Raw genomic sequence first — 13,813 nt, 5'->3', positions numbered from 1 at the left:
CGTCCATTCCCGCTTAGGTACGGAGCGCCGTCGGCGAAGGTTCAACCGGAGATCAGAAAAAAATCGAGGGCCCGACCGGTGGTGCGGAACGGCGGATCAGTCGGCGCAGAGATGGTCGAACGCGAAGCCGCCGTCGAAGGAATCCCGCCGAGCGGCGAGGCGGCGCACCTGCTCGCGCAACTCGTCCCGGTCCACCAGGGACGCCGCGTCGGCGTCGAGGTCACGCAGCCGCTCCCCCAGCGCCGCCGCGGCCAGGTCCTCGGCGAGCCGACCCGGGTCCACCCCGCAGGAGAAACCCCGGCAGGACAGCCGCACCCGCTCGACCCGGCACCGACCGGCGCGCACCTCGACCCAGCTCCAGCCCTCCGCCGGGCCGTCCGTCCACCGCACGTGCAGGCCGCGCACGATCGGGTCGGCCAGCCGGCCCGCCACGTACGCGTCGACCGCGTCGACCCGGGCCAGCGCCCCGAGGTCGTTGACCGGACCCCGCCGGCCGTCCGGCAGCCGACCCACGATGTCGCGGAACCCCACCGCGTCCCCACCGTCCGGGTCCGTGCCCTCGGCGTACGCGCGGGCGTCGAGCACGTACTCGACGAACCGGCGAACCTGCTCGCCGCCCACCAGCGTCGCCGACTCTACCCGCAGCAGCGGCAGGCCCACGGCGGCGCACACCGCGTCGGTCAACCGGTCGGCGCGGCGGGCGGGCGCGCCGTCGGGCGCGGGCGCGCCCAACCCCACGGCGAACCGCGGCAGGCCGGTGTCGGCGGCGCAGACGACCAGGTCGAGGCGGGTGCGGCCGGCGGCGCTCCACTGGCTGCCGGTGACCCCCGGCGGGCGGCCCTGCGCCAGCTCGCCGAGCCGCCGGTCGGCGTACCCGACGTGACCGGCGCGCACCAGGCGCGGGGTGGCGCCGGACGGGATCGGCCGCAGCCAGGAGGCGGCCACGCTGCCGGTGCTCGTCATCTCGCCACAACCCGTCCGTCGCTCGCTCGACGTCCGAGTGTAGGACGTCGATCATGGTGGCCGCCTCGGCGGTGCGGCCGAATCCGGACGCCCGACGGGCGGTGCGCGGCCGGTTCCCGCGATCTAGGCTCGGCGGGTGCACAGCGGACGGACCCCGGAGCGATTCACCAAACGCAGCCTCGTCGCCGTATCCCACGCCATCGAGCGGGCCGCGCTGACCGAGGCCGAGGACGGCCCACTGGTCGTCCTCGCGCTCTTCCAGCGGCTGCCGTACTTCGAGCGGGAACGCGCGGTCTACCGGCGCCTCGCCGAGCGGGCGGCCGTCACCGTGGTCGGCATGGTCGGCGGTCCCCCGCCGGACCTCCCCGACGGCGTGTACCCGGTGACGCTGGACGAGACGGAGGACCTGGCCCGGGAGTGGAGCGTGGTGGCGCTGACCCCCCGCTTCGGCGCCACCCTGGTGGCGTACGACCGGGGTGAGGTCACGCCGGCCGCGACGCTGGAGTCCGGCCGGCTCTTCGAGGGACGGTGGGGGTTCCGCCGGGACGCGGCGCTGCACGAGGTGATCCGGCTGCGGGAGCGCCTCGCCGAGCGGCTGCCCGGTGCGGCCCGGTCGGCGCTGGACGACGCGGTCGCCCGGGTCCGGGACATCCCGGCCGGGCCGGGCGAGGCCCGGGCCGAGTCGGCGCTGAAGCTGCTCGCCCAGCGCGGCGACCGCGGCGCGCCACCGGTCGAGACGACGGACGGGATGCTCGACGAACCCGGCCTGCGCCGGTGGAGCGGGGCGGACGGGGTGACCGCCTCCGGCACGCTGCCGGTGGCGCTGGTCGGCCTGCGGGTGGACGAGCCGGCCGGCTCGCCGGAGCGCTTCGGCCGGCGCAGCGCCGCCCGGGAGGGCCAGGCCCTGCTCGCCGCCGTCACCGGCGTGCTGCGCCCGGTCGACCGGGCGGTACGGGTCGCCGACAACGAGTTCCACCTGGTCCTGCCGGCGCTCGGGGAACCGGAGGCGCTGGCCGTGGTGGGCCGGCTGCACGACGCGATCGGGGCGCTGGCCCGGTCGTTCCCGTTCGTCGCCTACTCGGTGCACGCGGCGGTCGCGGTGACCGCCCGCCGGCCGCTGCCCACGGCCGACCTGCGGGCCGCCGTGCAGTGGGCGGTACGCGAAGGGGTGCCGGTGGCGGGCCTGCCGCCGGAGACCGCCGCCGCCCCCGCCGGCGTCGGCTGACCGGTCGACGCCGGACGAGCCGCGCCGCCGGACGGCGGCGGTGATACGCGAGGACGGACCGCTACGAGGGGAGGCCGGACGTGCGGGTGGTGTCGCTGGTGCCGTCGCTGACCGAGGCGGTCGCGGCGACCCGGCCGGAGGTGCTGGTCGGCGCGACCGACTGGTGCACGCACCCGGCCGGGCTGGACGTCGCCCGGGTCGGCGGGACGAAGTACCCCGACCTGGACCGGGTGCTCGCCCTGTCGCCCGACCTCGTGCTGCTCAACGAGGAGGAGAACCGGCTGGCCGACGCGGAGGCGCTGCGTGCGGCCGGGGTGGCGGTGCGGGTCACCTTCCCGCGTACCGTGCCGGAGGCGCTCGACCAGCTCGGCGCGCTGGTCGCCGCGATCGGCGCGCCCGACGAGCCGGCCTGGCTGCGCGCGGCCCGCCGGGCATGGGCCGCGCCGCCGGTGCCGGAGCGGGTCCGCACCGCGGTGGTGCCGGTGTGGCGGCGCCCCTGGGTGGTGCTGGGCCGGGACACGTTCGCCGGGGACGTGCTGCGCCGGCTCGGCGTGGTCAACGCCTGGGCCACCGACCCGGAGCGCTATCCCCGCCCGACGCTCGACCGGCTGCGGGCCCGGGCGCCGGAGCTGGTGGTGCTGCCGGACGAGCCGTACCGGTTCGCCGCCGACGACGGGCCGGAGGCGTTCCCGGGGGTGCCCTCGGCGCTGGTCTCCGGCCGGCACCTCACCTGGTACGGCCCATCGCTGGCCGAGGCGCCGGCGCTGCTCGCCGCCCAGCTCGCCACCGCCGTCTGATCGGTCGCCCGGGACGGGGACGCGACGGTCAGGCGATCGGGGTGGCGTGCACCGGGTCCAGCTCCATCAGCGTGGTGTCGTCCACGTCGTAGGCGATGGCGTTGTGCACCGCGACCACGCCGGCGACCTGACCGGCCAGGCGGCCGGCGAGGTCGACGGCGCTGCGGCGGTCCAGCCGGCCGTCCATGGTGACCTCGCCGCCGCGGACCTGCACCGTGACCAGGCCGTCCCGGACGGAGAGCACCCGGCGCAGCACCTCCCGGACCACGTCCTCGCGGATCTCCGCGTCGGTGCGCAGGTGCACCCGCAGCAGGTCGCCACGGGTCACGATGCCGGCCAGCCGGCCGAGGTCGTCGAGGACCGGCAGCCGCTTGACCGCCTCGCGGTCCATCAGCCGGGCGGTGGCCGCCAGCGTCGCCCGCTCGTGGGTGGTGACCGCCGGCGCGGTCATCAGGTCCCGGGCCACCAGCGCGCCCGCCTTCTCCCGGGCGGCGCGCCGGCGACGCCCGGCGAACACCCGCCGCTCGTCGGGGTGGCCGGCCCGCTCCACCTTGTGCAGCAGGTCCGCCTCGGAGATCACCCCGAGGACCCGGCGGAACGAGTCCACCACCGGCACCCCGCTGACCCGTTCCCGCACCAGCACGTCGACGACGTCGCGGTACGGCGTCTCCTCGCCCACCGTGGCGACGTCCCTGGTCATCACGTCGGCCACCTGCCATGTCCTCATCGCGACCTCCTCGCCACGTGGCTCCACCAGCGACGCTAGGCCGCCGGTGGGGATCCGGGCAGGGGCGGCGGGCCGGTCCCGGGCGGGCCCTCCGGACCGGGTCGGGACGGGACCAAGGACCCGTACGCGAGGCACCCTCGGCCCTGCTCCCGACCACCGCCGGGGAGTGGAATGAAGGTGCCACCGGAAAGCGCGGTGCGAGGCACAGGAAGGGACGTGGAGACCATGACCGCGACAATCGAGCGGACCCCCGCCGCCACCACCGCCCCGGCGGCCGAGACCCCCCGCCAGAAGGCCACCCGGTTCGTCTGGGCCGGGCTGCGGATCGCCCTGGGCTGGACCTTCCTCTGGGCGTTCCTGGACAAGATGTTCGGCCTGGGACACGAGACCCCGGCGAAGAACGCCTGGATCAACGGCGGCAGCCCGACCAAGGGCTTCCTGAGCTTCGGCGCGGCCGGCCCGTTCCAGGGCTTCTACCACGACATCGCGGGCGCGGCCTGGGCGGACTGGCTGTTCATGCTCGGCCTGCTCGGCATCGGCGTGGCGCTGCTGCTCGGCATCGGCACCCGGATCGCCGCCGCCGCCGGTGGGCTGCTGCTGGTCATGATGTGGACCGCGGTCCTGCCTCCGGAGAACAACCCCTTCATGGACGACCACCTCATCTACGCGGGCCTGCTCGCCGGCCTGGCCCTGGTCGGTGCCGGCAACACCCTCGGCCTCGGCCGGGCCTGGGCGAAGCTTCCCCTGGTCCAGCGCCTGCCCTGGCTGAGGTGAGCGCAGGTCGCCCTGGGGCGGGCGTCGCCGGCAGGCGGCGCCCGCCCCGTCGTACGCGCCGGGGCGGGTACCGGCGCGTATCGGCCGGTCACGATCCGGCAGGATCGACGGTGACCACACCGTCAGCACCGAGGAGACCCGCTCATGGAGAAGCCCGAGGTTGGCCCGATCGAGGGCGCGCCGCCCGCCGATCTCGTCGTCGAGGACATCACGGTCGGCGACGGCCCGGAGGCCCACGCCGGCCAGCTCGCCAGCGTGCACTACGTGGGCGTGGCCCACTCCACCGGCCGCGAGTTCGACGCCTCGTGGAACCGGGGTGAGACGTTCGAGTTCCCGCTCGGCGGCGGCCAGGTCATCGCCGGCTGGGACCAGGGCGTGATCGGCATGAAGGTGGGCGGCCGACGCCGGCTCACCATCCCGCCGCACCTGGGCTACGGCGCCCGGGGCGCCGGTGGCGTCATCAAGCCGAACGAGACGCTGGTCTTCGTGGTGGACCTGCTCGGCGTGCGCTGAGCGCTTCGGAAGTCACCGGGCCGTCGGCGTTCCGCCGGCGGCCCGGTCGCGCTCAGGCGGCGGCGCAGGTCAGCAGCTCGCTGGCGGGGCCCGACTGGTGCACCGGCACGACCCGGTGCAGGCCGGTCACCCGCAGCACCCGGGCCACCACCGGCGCCGGGTCGACCAGCACCAGCTCACCGCCGCGGGCCCGGATCCGCAGGTGGGCGGCGGCCAGCGCGCGCACCCCGGCGGCGGAGAGCAGCGGCACGCCGGACAGGTCGACGCGCACCACCGGCCGCGCCGGCGCCGCCCAGAGCGCGGCCCGGAACGCCGACACGGTGGCGATGTCGATCTCGCCGACCGGGCGCAGCTCGACCACGTGGTCGAGCACCTCCGTCACCACCGCGAAGCGGTCGCCGCTGTCCCTCATACCCGCAAACCTACCCCCGACCACCGACAGTTCCGGCAGCTCGAAGGCGGGGTTCCGGGTAGCGCCGGGGTGCCGACCCCGACCCGTCTCAGGGTCTTCCCGCAGCCTCCGGCCACCGCGGCGACCCGCCCTGCGCCGGCCGGGCCACCCGGGCCGGGCGGAGGTGGCGGCGCGGACACGCCGGGCGGGACTCCCCGCCGGAGCGCCGGCGGGCCCACAATGACCCGATGGCCGTCCCCCGCCCGCGCGTGCCCCTGCTGATCCGCCCGGTCCGCGAGCCGGCGACCGTGCCGCCGCCGCTGACCGGGGTCTGGGCCCCCGGCGACACCCGGCTGGACCGGGCCGACCTGCTGCCGCTGCCCGACGGCGGGCTCGGGCCGGAGGACGTGGTGGTCGACGCCGAGGGCCGGGCGATCAGCGGCGACGAGGACGGCCGGCTCTGGTGGTGGCCGGTGGACGCCCCGGCCGGCACCCGGCCCACGCTGCTCGCCGTGACCGGCGGTCGCCCGCTCGGCATCGAACTGGACCCGGTCGACGGCGGGCTGCTGGTCTGCGACGCCTACCGGGGGTTGCTGCGGGTCGACCCGGCCGGCGCGGTGCACGAGCTGACCGGCACCGCGCCGCCGGTGCACCTGGCCGACAACGCGGCGGTGGCCCACGACGGCACGGTCTACTTCACCGACTCGTCCGACCGGTTCCCGCTGTCGCACTGGAAGCGGGACCTGCTGGAGCACCGCCCCAACGGCCGGGTGCTGGCCTACGACCGGCGGACCGGGCGCACCGACGTGGTGGCCGGCGGGCTCTACTTCCCGAACGGGCTGGCGCTCACCCCGGACGAGTCGGCGCTCATGCTGGTGGAGACCGCCACCCACCGGCTGCTGCGGGTGGACCTGCCGGGCGGCCGGGCCACCGTGCTGGCCGACCTGCCGGCCTACCCGGACAACGTCTCCGCGGTGGGCGACGGGACGTACTGGATCGCGCTGCCCAGTCCCCGGCTGCCGGCCATGGAGCGGTTGCTGCCCCATCCCCGGCTGCGGCAGCTCGTCGCGCTGCTGCCCGGGGCGGTGCAGCCGCAGCCGCGTCGCTACGGGCTGGTCGCGCTGGTCGACGGCGCGGGGCGGGTGCTGCGGACGCTGCACGGCCCGAGCGGCGCGTACCCGATGGTGACGGGCGTGCGGCAGCACGGCCGCCAGCTCTGGCTGGGCAGCCTGACCGCGACCGGGGTGGCCCGCGTCGACCTGGACTGAGACCGGCGCCGGGCCGGCCCGCGCGGACGCGGGCCGGCCCGTGGCCGTTCCTCCCCGGATTCAGCCGCCGCTGTTGCTCCTGGTCGGGGTGGGGGCGGGCGCGGACCCGCCGGCCACCGCGCCCGGGTGCGGCGTCGGGCTCTGCGTGGGCTTCAACCCCGCCGGTACGGGCAGCGCGCTGCCCTTGGCGAACTCGTTCCAGCCGACGTTCCAGGCGGTGAAGCCGTTGCCCGGCTGGAGCTGCACCTCGGTGCCCTTGACGGTCACCAGGTCACCGACCTGGGTGACGCCCATCAGCCAGTCGGCGCCGGCGGCCGAGACGTTCGTGCAGCCGTGCGAGGTGTTGTTGTAGCCCTGCTCCCCCTCCGACCACGGCGCCGAGTGGATGAACTCGCCGCCCCAGGTCAGCCGCTGCGCGTCGTCCACGTCGACCACGTAGCCGCCGTCCGGCTCGCCCCGCGTGTCGAACGTGGTGTGCTCGTGCTTCTCCATGATCACCATGGTGCCGCTGGAACTCGGCGTGCTCGGCTTGCCGAGGCTGACCGGGAGCTTTCGGAGCACCTTGCCGTCCTGGTAGACCGTCATCTGCTTGGTGGTGTTGTCGATGTCCAGCGACACCTGCCGGCCCACCTTGGCGGTCGCCACCCGGTCGGAGTCGCCGACCGCCTCCTTGCCGATGGGCAGCCCCTCCAGCGCGCTGCGGACGCTGATCGTCGTGCCGGGTTTCCAGCGGTCCGGCGCCCGGTACTCGGCCTGCTTGCCGTCGGACATCCAGGACCAGGTGCCGGGCTGCGACGGACTGGTCCTGACGAAGAGCCGACGTTGCACGTCCGCCCGGGCCTCCGGCGGGATCGGCGGGTCGAAACCGAGCACCACCGGCATCGCCGTCCCGTACGTCTGCTTGTCCTGGAAATACAATTCGCTGGTGACGGCCGGTTTGGTGGATCTGGCCATCGTCGTGAACGTCGTCTTCCGCGTCGCGGTCTTCCCGGAATCGCCGCTCACGGTCACCTCGGCCGTGTACGTCCGGGAATTGGCCAGCGGCGCGTCCGGCACCCAGCCGGATCCGTCCTCGCGGGCCTGCGCCGGCACCGGGCGGCCCTTGTCGTCGGTGAGCTTCACGCCGGTCACCCTGCCGTTGCTGACCTTCGTGCCCACCTCCGCGCTGATCGGCACGTCGCGGGCCCGGTCGGCCGGCGTCACCGTGACCGACGGCGGCGCCGCCTCGGCCTGCTTCACCGCCGACCTCGGGCCGGCGGTGCACGCGCCGACCGCCAGCGGCGCGGCCGCGACGGTCATCGCGAAAAGCGTCAGTCGCCGCCTCACAAACATATTTCGCCCCCCATTTCCGGAACCCCCTCGCCCACATTCTGTAGGCCCGGCGTCACGGTGTGGCACCTTCGGCGGAATTGCTCGGAAACGGCTGCGCGGGAAAAGACCTTGGTACGAGTTCGCCCTTTCAGGGGCGATTTCGTACCAAGGTCTCCCGGCGTCGGATCAGGTGTTGGCGATCAGCAGGGCGGGGCGTTCGACGCAGTCGGCCACGTGGCGGAGGAAACCGCCCGCCACGCCACCGTCGCAGACCCGGTGGTCGAAGGTGAGGCTGAGCTGGGTCACCTTGCGGACGGCGAGCTGACCGTCGACCACCCAGGGCTTGTCCACGATCCGCCCGACGCCGAGCAGCGCCGCCTCCGGGTGGTTGATGATCGGCGTGGAGCCGTCCACCCCGAACACCCCGTAGTTGTTGAGCGTGAACGTGCCGCCGGTCAGCCGGCCGGGCGGCAGGGTCCCGGCCCGGGCCGCCGCCGTGGTCTCGGCCAGCGCCGCGGCCAGCTCGGCGGTGGTGAGCCGCTGGGCGTCGCGCAGCACCGGCACGACCAGGCCCCGGTCGGTCTGCGCGGCGATGCCCAGGTGCACCCCGGCGGACTGCACGATCCGCTGCCCCTCGGTGTCGACCCGCGCGTTGAGCTGCGGATACCTCCGCAGCCCGCTGAGGCAGACGCGGGCCAGCAGGGCCAGGATGCTCACCGGCGCGTCCGGGGTGGCGGCGTTGATCGCGGCCCGGGTCTCCAGCAGCCCGGTGGCGTCCACGTCCACCCAGATGGTCACCTCGGGGATCTCCCGGCGGCTGCGGGAGAGCTTGTCCGCGATGACCTTGCGGATGCCGGTGAGCGGGACGACCACGTCGCCCTCGCCGGTCGGGGCGAGCCCGACGTGCGCGTCCGGCGCGTCCGGCACCGCCGCCAGCCGTGCGGCCGGGGCGGTCCGGGCCGTCTCCACGTCCGCCCGGCGGATCACGCCACCGGGACCGGTGCCGCGCAGCGACGCCAGGTCGACCCCGTGCTCGCGGGCCAGCCGCCGCACGATCGGGGAGATGACCAGCGGCGCCGACACCGGGCCACCGTCCCCCGCCGGGTCCGGCGTCCGCTCGGCCGCCGCCCGCGCGGGGCCGGAGCCGACGTCCGCCGAGGCCGGGGTGCCGGGCTCCGGGGCGACCGCCAGGCGGGGCCGGCGACGCCGCCGGGCCGGACCGCCGTGCCCGGTGCCGTACCCGATGAGGACGTTGCCGGACCCGGCCCGCTCCTCCTCGCGGTAGGTGGCGTGCGGGTCGGCGGCGCCGTCGCCGTCGAGCGGGGCGATGGTGATCAGCGGCTGGCCGACCGGGCGGACCTCACCGGCCGCGCCGTGCAGCGCCACGACCCGACCCGGGTACGGGCAGGGCACGTCGACCACGGCCTTGGCGGTCTCCACCTCGACCACGATCTGGTCCACGGTGACCACGTCGCCCACCGCGACCCGCCACTCGACGATCTCCGCCTCGCTCAACCCCTCGCCCAGGTCCGGCAGGAGGAAGTCACGGGTCCCCACAGCGGTGCTTTCACTCATGCCGTGCCGGCCGGGCATGCCCTCACGGCCCTCGCTGCGCTCGGTGCGTTCGGTCATGCCGCGACCCACCGGGAGTCGGGCTGGTCGTCCCACTGGAGCCGGGCCACGGTGTCCAGCACCCGGTCGACCGAGGGCAGGTGGGTGTGCTCCAGCATCGGCGCGGGATAGGGAATGTCCAGGCCGGACACCCGCAGCACCGGGGCGTGCAGGGCGTGGAAGCAGCGTTCCTGCACCCGGGCGGCGATCTCGGCGCCGACCCCGGCGAAGCCCTGCGCCTCCTGGATCACCACGCACCGGCCGGTGCGGCGCACCGACGCGGTGACGGTGGCGTCGTCGAACGGCACGATGCTGCGCACGTCGACCACCTCCAGGTCCCAGCCCTCCTCGCGGGCCGCCTCGGCGGCGGCCAACGCCACCGGCACCGCCGGGCCGTACGCGACGAGCGTCGCGTCGGTGCCCGGCCGGCGGACCACGGCGGTGCCGATCGGGTCGGTGCGCGCCGGCAGCTCCGCCTCCGCGCTGGCGAAGTAGAGCTTCTTCGGCTCCAGGAACACCACCGGGTCCGGGTCGTCGATCGCCGCGCGCAGCAGCGAGTACGCGTCCTCGACGGTGGCCGGCGTGACCACCTTCAGGCCGGGGGTGTGCGCGTAGTAGGCCTCGGACGAGTCGCAGTGGTGCTCCACCCCGCCGATGCCGCCGGCGTAGGGCACCCGGATCACGATCGGCACGCTGAGCGCGCCCCGGGTCCGGTTGCGCAGCTTCGCCACGTGCGAGGCGATCTGCTCGAACGCCGGGTACGCGAACGCGTCGAACTGCATCTCCACCACCGGCCGCAGCCCGGACATGGCCAGGCCGACCGCGAAGCCGACGATGCCGGCCTCGGCGAGCGGGGTGTCGAAGCACCGCTTGTCGCCGAAGCGGGCCTGCAACCCGTCGGTGATCCGGAAGACGCCGCCGAGCTGGCCGACGTCCTCACCGAAGACGACCACCCGCTCGTCGTCGAGCAGCGCGTCGGCGAGCGCGGCGTTGAGCGCCTTCGCCATCGTCACGGCGGCCATCAGGCGTCCCCGTCCTCGTCGCGGGCCGCGGCCAGCTCGGCCCGGACCAGTTCCCGCTGCTCGATGAGTTGCGGCGTGGGCTCGGCGTACACGTGGTCGAAGAGGCTGAGCGGGTCCACGGTGGGCTGCTCGTCCATCCGCCGGCGCAGCCCGGCGGCGTACGCCTCGGCCTCCTCGGCGACCGCGGCGACCGCGGCGTCGTCCAGCGCGCCCCGCGACCGCAGGTACGCCTCCAGCCGGGCGATCGGGTCGCGGTCGCGCCACGCCTCGACCTCCTCGGCGTCGCGGTAGCGGGTCTGGTCGTCGGCGTTGGTGTGCGGCTCCATCCGGTAGGTGTGCGCCTCGATCAGGTACGGGCCCCTGCCGGCGCGGGCGTGCGCCACGGCGCGGTTCAGCACCGCCAGCACGGCCACCGGGTCGTTGCCGTCGACCTGCTCGCTGGGCACGCCGTAGCCGACGCCCTTGTAGGCCAGGCTCGGCGCGGCGGTCTGCCGGGACAGCGGCACGCTGATCGCGTACTTGTTGTTCTGCACCAGGAACACGACCGGGGCCTTGAACACGGCGGCGAAGTTGACGCCCTCGTGGAAGTCGCCCTCACTGGTCGCGCCGTCGCCGATGAACGCGAGCGCGACGGTGTCCCGCCCCTGGTAGGACTCGCCGTAGGCCAGGCCGGCGGCGTGCACGGTCTGGGTGGCGAGCGGGGTGCACTGCGGCGCGGTGCGGGTGACCGCCGGGTCGTACCCGCAGTGCCAGTCGCCGCGCAGGAGGGTGAGCACCTCGACCGGGTCGAGGCCGCGGGCGGTCAGCGCCATCGACTCGCGGTAGGTGGGGAAGACCCAGTCCGAGTCGCGCAGCGCGAGCACGCCGCCGACCTGGCAGGCCTCCTGGCCGCGCGCGGACGGGTAGACGGCCAGCCGGCCCTGCTTGGTCAGCGCGGTGGCCTGGGTGTCGAAGCGGCGCCCGACCACCATCCGGCGGTACATCTCGCGCAGCGCCTCCAGCGGCGGCTCCGGGTAGTCGTCGCGGGGCGGCAGTGCGGTGCCGTCCGGGTTCAGCAGCCGGACCGGCTCGGACTGCGGCAGCAGGCCGGCGGACGGGTCGGCGGCGGCCGGGGTGGCCGGCCGGCGGGTCCGCGGGGATGCCCTGCGGACCGCCTGGGGTGTGGTCGTCACGGCGGGGACCTCCTGGACGTGTGGTGGCCCTATGCTCCTGCCCGGGGATGATTGACTCAACATCCGCGATGAACGCGGGACGAATGGCACAGGGAGGTGAGCGCGGTGAGCCAGGAGACCGGCGCCACACCGGGCGCGGCGGGCGGAACGGGACGTTCGGCCGGGCCGCTCGACGACGTCGACCGGCGGATCCTGCGGGAACTGGTCGCCGACGCCCGGATCTCCATCCGCACGCTCGCCGAACGGGTGCACGTCTCGCGCACCAACGCGTACGCCCGGGTGGAACGGCTGCTGCGCGACGGCGTGCTCACCGGCTTCACCGCGCGGGTGGCGCCCGAGCCGGCCGGGCTGGGCACCTCGGCGTACATCGCGCTGACCATCGAGCAGAACACCTGGCGGGAGGTCTCCGCCGAGCTGGCCCAGGTGCGCTACATCGAGCACGCGGCGCTGCTCAGCGGCGAGCACGACGTGCTCGCGCTGGTCCGCGCGCCGGACAACGCCACCCTGCGGGACGTGGTGCTGGACCGGGTGCAGAGCATCGCCGGGGTGCTCTCCACCCGCACCTGGCTGGTCTTCGAGGAGTTCGACGGCACGCTGAGCCCGTGGGCCTGACCGCTCAGCGCTCCGGCGGCGACTCCAGCCCCTCGCGGTCGGCCAGCTCCAGCAGCGGTTCCAGCGAGTACCGCCGCCCGTCCAGTCCGGCGTGCGGGTCGCCGCGCCCGGCGAACCGGGCCGGCATGCTGACCACGTCGAAGTCCTCCGGTCGGGCGTCGTCCAGCTCGGACCAGTCGAGCGGCGCGGAGACCAGCGCCGCCGGCGTGGGCCGGATCGAGTACGCCGACGTCATGGTGTGGTCGCGCGCCATCTGGTTGTAGTCGACGAAGACCGGCCTGTCCCGCTGGTCGCGCCACCAGGTCGTGGTGACCAGGTCGGGTCGGCGTCGCCGCATCTCCAGGCCCAGCGCCAGCACCGCCCGCCGGCACTCGCCGAAACTCCACCGCGGCTCGATCGACAGGTAGACGTGGATGCCGCGCCCGCCGGTGGTCTTCGGGAAGCCCTCCATGCCCAGCTCGGCCAGGAACGCCCGCACCTCGTGGGCCACCGGTACCACCTGCGCGAACGGCACCCCGGGCATCGGGTCGAGGTCGATGCGCAACTGGTCGGGGCGCTCCACGTCGGCCTTCGACACCGGCCACGGGTGGAAGCGCAGCGTGCCCAGGTTGGCCGCCCAGGCGACCACCGCCAGCTCGCTCGGGGCCACCTCGTCGGCGGTCCGGCCGCTGGGGAACGTGATGTGCGCGGTGCGTACCCAGTCGGGCGCGCCGGCCGGCAGCCGCTTCTGGTAGAACGCGTCGCCCCTGTTGGTCTGCCGGGTGGCCACCGTCGCGCCCTCGAACACCCCGCGCGGCCAGCGTTCCAGCATGGTCGGCCGGTCGCGCAGCGCGCGCAGGATGCCGTCCCCGACGGAGAGGAAGTAGCGCACCACGTCCCGCTTGGTCAGCCCGCGTTCCGGGAAGTAGGGCTTGTCGGGGCTGGAGACGCGGACCAGCCGCTCGCCCACCCGGATCTCCTCGGCCGCCGCGGTCGCCACGCAGAACACCGTAGGGCACCGGCGGCCGTCGCGCGGGCATCTCCTCAGGTGATCAGCAGGACCCCGACCACGATCAGCGGCACCGAGACGAAGAGGAAGATGCCGACGCCGGTCAGCACCCGGCCGCCGCCGCCGTCCGCCCGCTCCGGCGCGAGGCCGAACGTGGACCGGGCCGGCAGCATGCCGATCCGGCTCAGGGTGAGGTCGCCGGTCATCCCGATCACGGCGCCGACCAGCAGGAACGCCACACCCAACCGGTGCACGAAGTCACCGCCGCTGATCGCCACCCAGGTGCCGACCGCCGCCGCGATCACCACCACCGCGATCACGAAGAGCACCAGCGCCTCGCGCAGCCCTCGGACCACCGTCGACATGCCCACCCCCCTCCGCACGGGCCACCGGGGACCCGGCGGACATTCTGCCGGGTCGATGCAACCCCGCGCTGTCC

General features: G+C 75.2%; 15 protein-coding genes. 6 read left to right on the top strand and 9 right to left on the bottom strand.

The annotated features are described in order from the left end of the window. Positions 1-96 precede the first annotated feature (96 nt). Positions 97-963: a DUF2726 domain-containing protein gene (locus tag H1D33_RS08100; protein WP_181568661.1), complete on the bottom strand. Its 867-nt coding sequence runs from the start codon at positions 961-963 to the stop codon at positions 97-99. 136 nt (positions 964-1,099) lie between these two features. Here H1D33_RS08100 and H1D33_RS08095 point away from each other — a divergent pair, with 136 nt between their 5' ends. Both H1D33_RS08095 and H1D33_RS08090 read left to right on the top strand, forming a co-directional pair. Continuing rightward, positions 1,100-2,188, top strand: a complete 1,089-nt coding sequence (locus tag H1D33_RS08095) for a DICT sensory domain-containing protein (protein WP_181568662.1) — start codon at positions 1,100-1,102, stop codon at positions 2,186-2,188. Between the two features lie 80 nt (positions 2,189-2,268). Then, positions 2,269-2,985 carry a helical backbone metal receptor gene (locus H1D33_RS08090; RefSeq protein ID WP_181568663.1) on the top strand — a complete coding sequence of 239 codons (717 nt, stop codon included), beginning with the start codon at positions 2,269-2,271 and terminating at the stop codon, positions 2,983-2,985. A 28-nt stretch (positions 2,986-3,013) separates the two neighbouring features. Here the strand turns inward: H1D33_RS08090 and H1D33_RS08085 are convergent, their stop codons facing one another. Continuing rightward, the gene (locus H1D33_RS08085) at positions 3,014-3,712 is read right to left on the bottom strand and encodes a CBS domain-containing protein (protein WP_181568664.1); all 699 of its coding nucleotides are present in this window, start codon (positions 3,710-3,712) and stop codon (positions 3,014-3,016) included. A gap of 216 nt (positions 3,713-3,928) precedes the next feature. On the opposite strand from H1D33_RS08085, the gene H1D33_RS08080 reads away from it, so the two are divergent. Together H1D33_RS08080 and H1D33_RS08075 are read left to right on the top strand one after the other, a co-directional pair. After that, positions 3,929-4,486 (top strand): DoxX family membrane protein, encoded by a 558-nt coding sequence (locus H1D33_RS08080; protein ID WP_181568665.1) that lies wholly within the window; start codon positions 3,929-3,931, stop codon positions 4,484-4,486. A gap of 144 nt (positions 4,487-4,630) precedes the next feature. Further along, on the top strand, positions 4,631-4,999 hold the full coding sequence (locus H1D33_RS08075) for an FKBP-type peptidyl-prolyl cis-trans isomerase (protein WP_107160247.1): 369 nt from the start codon (positions 4,631-4,633) through the stop codon (positions 4,997-4,999). Positions 5,000-5,051: 52 nt separating this feature from the next. On the opposite strand, the gene H1D33_RS08070 is transcribed toward H1D33_RS08075, so the two are convergent. Continuing rightward, positions 5,052-5,411, bottom strand: a complete 360-nt coding sequence (locus H1D33_RS08070; protein WP_181568666.1) for an anti-sigma factor antagonist — start codon at positions 5,409-5,411, stop codon at positions 5,052-5,054. Between the two features lie 227 nt (positions 5,412-5,638). On the opposite strand from H1D33_RS08070, the gene H1D33_RS08065 reads away from it, so the two are divergent. Continuing rightward, on the top strand, positions 5,639-6,658 hold the full coding sequence (locus tag H1D33_RS08065) for an SMP-30/gluconolactonase/LRE family protein (protein ID WP_181568667.1): 1,020 nt from the start codon (positions 5,639-5,641) through the stop codon (positions 6,656-6,658). A 60-nt stretch (positions 6,659-6,718) separates the two neighbouring features. Here the strand turns inward: H1D33_RS08065 and H1D33_RS08060 are convergent, their stop codons facing one another. From H1D33_RS08060 to pdhA, 4 genes are all read right to left on the bottom strand, one after another. After that, positions 6,719-7,990 carry a L,D-transpeptidase gene (locus H1D33_RS08060; protein WP_181568668.1) on the bottom strand — a complete coding sequence of 424 codons (1,272 nt, stop codon included), beginning with the start codon at positions 7,988-7,990 and terminating at the stop codon, positions 6,719-6,721. 165 nt (positions 7,991-8,155) lie between these two features. Further along, positions 8,156-9,544 carry a dihydrolipoamide acetyltransferase family protein gene (locus tag H1D33_RS08055; RefSeq protein WP_181572832.1) on the bottom strand — a complete coding sequence of 463 codons (1,389 nt, stop codon included), beginning with the start codon at positions 9,542-9,544 and terminating at the stop codon, positions 8,156-8,158. A gap of 53 nt (positions 9,545-9,597) precedes the next feature. Continuing rightward, positions 9,598-10,602, bottom strand: a complete 1,005-nt coding sequence (locus H1D33_RS08050; RefSeq protein ID WP_181568669.1) for an alpha-ketoacid dehydrogenase subunit beta — start codon at positions 10,600-10,602, stop codon at positions 9,598-9,600. Next, complete coding sequence (gene pdhA / locus H1D33_RS08045; protein ID WP_181572833.1) at positions 10,602-11,807, bottom strand: pyruvate dehydrogenase (acetyl-transferring) E1 component subunit alpha; 1,206 nt, start codon at positions 11,805-11,807, stop codon at positions 10,602-10,604. Before pdhA ends, H1D33_RS08050 begins: the two co-directional genes overlap by 1 nt. Positions 11,808-11,879: 72 nt before the next feature. Between pdhA and H1D33_RS08040 the strand changes: the two genes are divergently transcribed. Continuing rightward, positions 11,880-12,386 (top strand): Lrp/AsnC family transcriptional regulator, encoded by a 507-nt coding sequence (locus tag H1D33_RS08040; RefSeq protein ID WP_181568670.1) that lies wholly within the window; start codon positions 11,880-11,882, stop codon positions 12,384-12,386. 4 nt (positions 12,387-12,390) lie between these two features. On the opposite strand, the gene H1D33_RS08035 is transcribed toward H1D33_RS08040, so the two are convergent. After that, positions 12,391-13,374, bottom strand: a complete 984-nt coding sequence (locus H1D33_RS08035; protein WP_181568671.1) for a DNA polymerase domain-containing protein — start codon at positions 13,372-13,374, stop codon at positions 12,391-12,393. A 35-nt stretch (positions 13,375-13,409) separates the two neighbouring features. Continuing rightward, positions 13,410-13,739 carry a hypothetical protein gene (locus tag H1D33_RS08030; protein WP_181568672.1) on the bottom strand — a complete coding sequence of 110 codons (330 nt, stop codon included), beginning with the start codon at positions 13,737-13,739 and terminating at the stop codon, positions 13,410-13,412. Positions 13,740-13,813: the final 74 nt, after the last annotated feature.

This window comes from Micromonospora ferruginea, from assembly GCF_013694245.2.
Classification (GTDB): domain Bacteria; phylum Actinomycetota; class Actinomycetes; order Mycobacteriales; family Micromonosporaceae; genus Micromonospora; species Micromonospora robiginosa.
Note: the sequence above shows the minus strand (reverse complement) of the source record. Positions and strands in the feature narration are given on the sequence as shown.

Excerpts from the sequence above, each read along its gene's own strand:
- H1D33_RS08100 (WP_181568661.1), bottom strand. The coding sequence starts at position 963 with ATGACGAGCACCGGCAGCGTGGCCGCCTCCTGGCTGCGGCCGATCCCG.
- H1D33_RS08085 (WP_181568664.1), bottom strand. The coding sequence starts at position 3,712 with ATGAGGACATGGCAGGTGGCCGACGTGATGACCAGGGACGTCGCCACG.
- H1D33_RS08075 (WP_107160247.1), top strand. The coding sequence starts at position 4,631 with ATGGAGAAGCCCGAGGTTGGCCCGATCGAGGGCGCGCCGCCCGCCGAT.
- H1D33_RS08070 (WP_181568666.1), bottom strand. The coding sequence starts at position 5,411 with ATGAGGGACAGCGGCGACCGCTTCGCGGTGGTGACGGAGGTGCTCGAC.
- H1D33_RS08065 (WP_181568667.1), top strand. The coding sequence starts at position 5,639 with ATGGCCGTCCCCCGCCCGCGCGTGCCCCTGCTGATCCGCCCGGTCCGC.
- H1D33_RS08060 (WP_181568668.1), bottom strand. The coding sequence starts at position 7,990 with ATGTTTGTGAGGCGGCGACTGACGCTTTTCGCGATGACCGTCGCGGCC.
- H1D33_RS08055 (WP_181572832.1), bottom strand. The coding sequence starts at position 9,544 with ATGAGTGAAAGCACCGCTGTGGGGACCCGTGACTTCCTCCTGCCGGAC.
- H1D33_RS08050 (WP_181568669.1), bottom strand. The coding sequence starts at position 10,602 with ATGGCCGCCGTGACGATGGCGAAGGCGCTCAACGCCGCGCTCGCCGAC.
- H1D33_RS08030 (WP_181568672.1), bottom strand. The coding sequence starts at position 13,739 with ATGTCGACGGTGGTCCGAGGGCTGCGCGAGGCGCTGGTGCTCTTCGTG.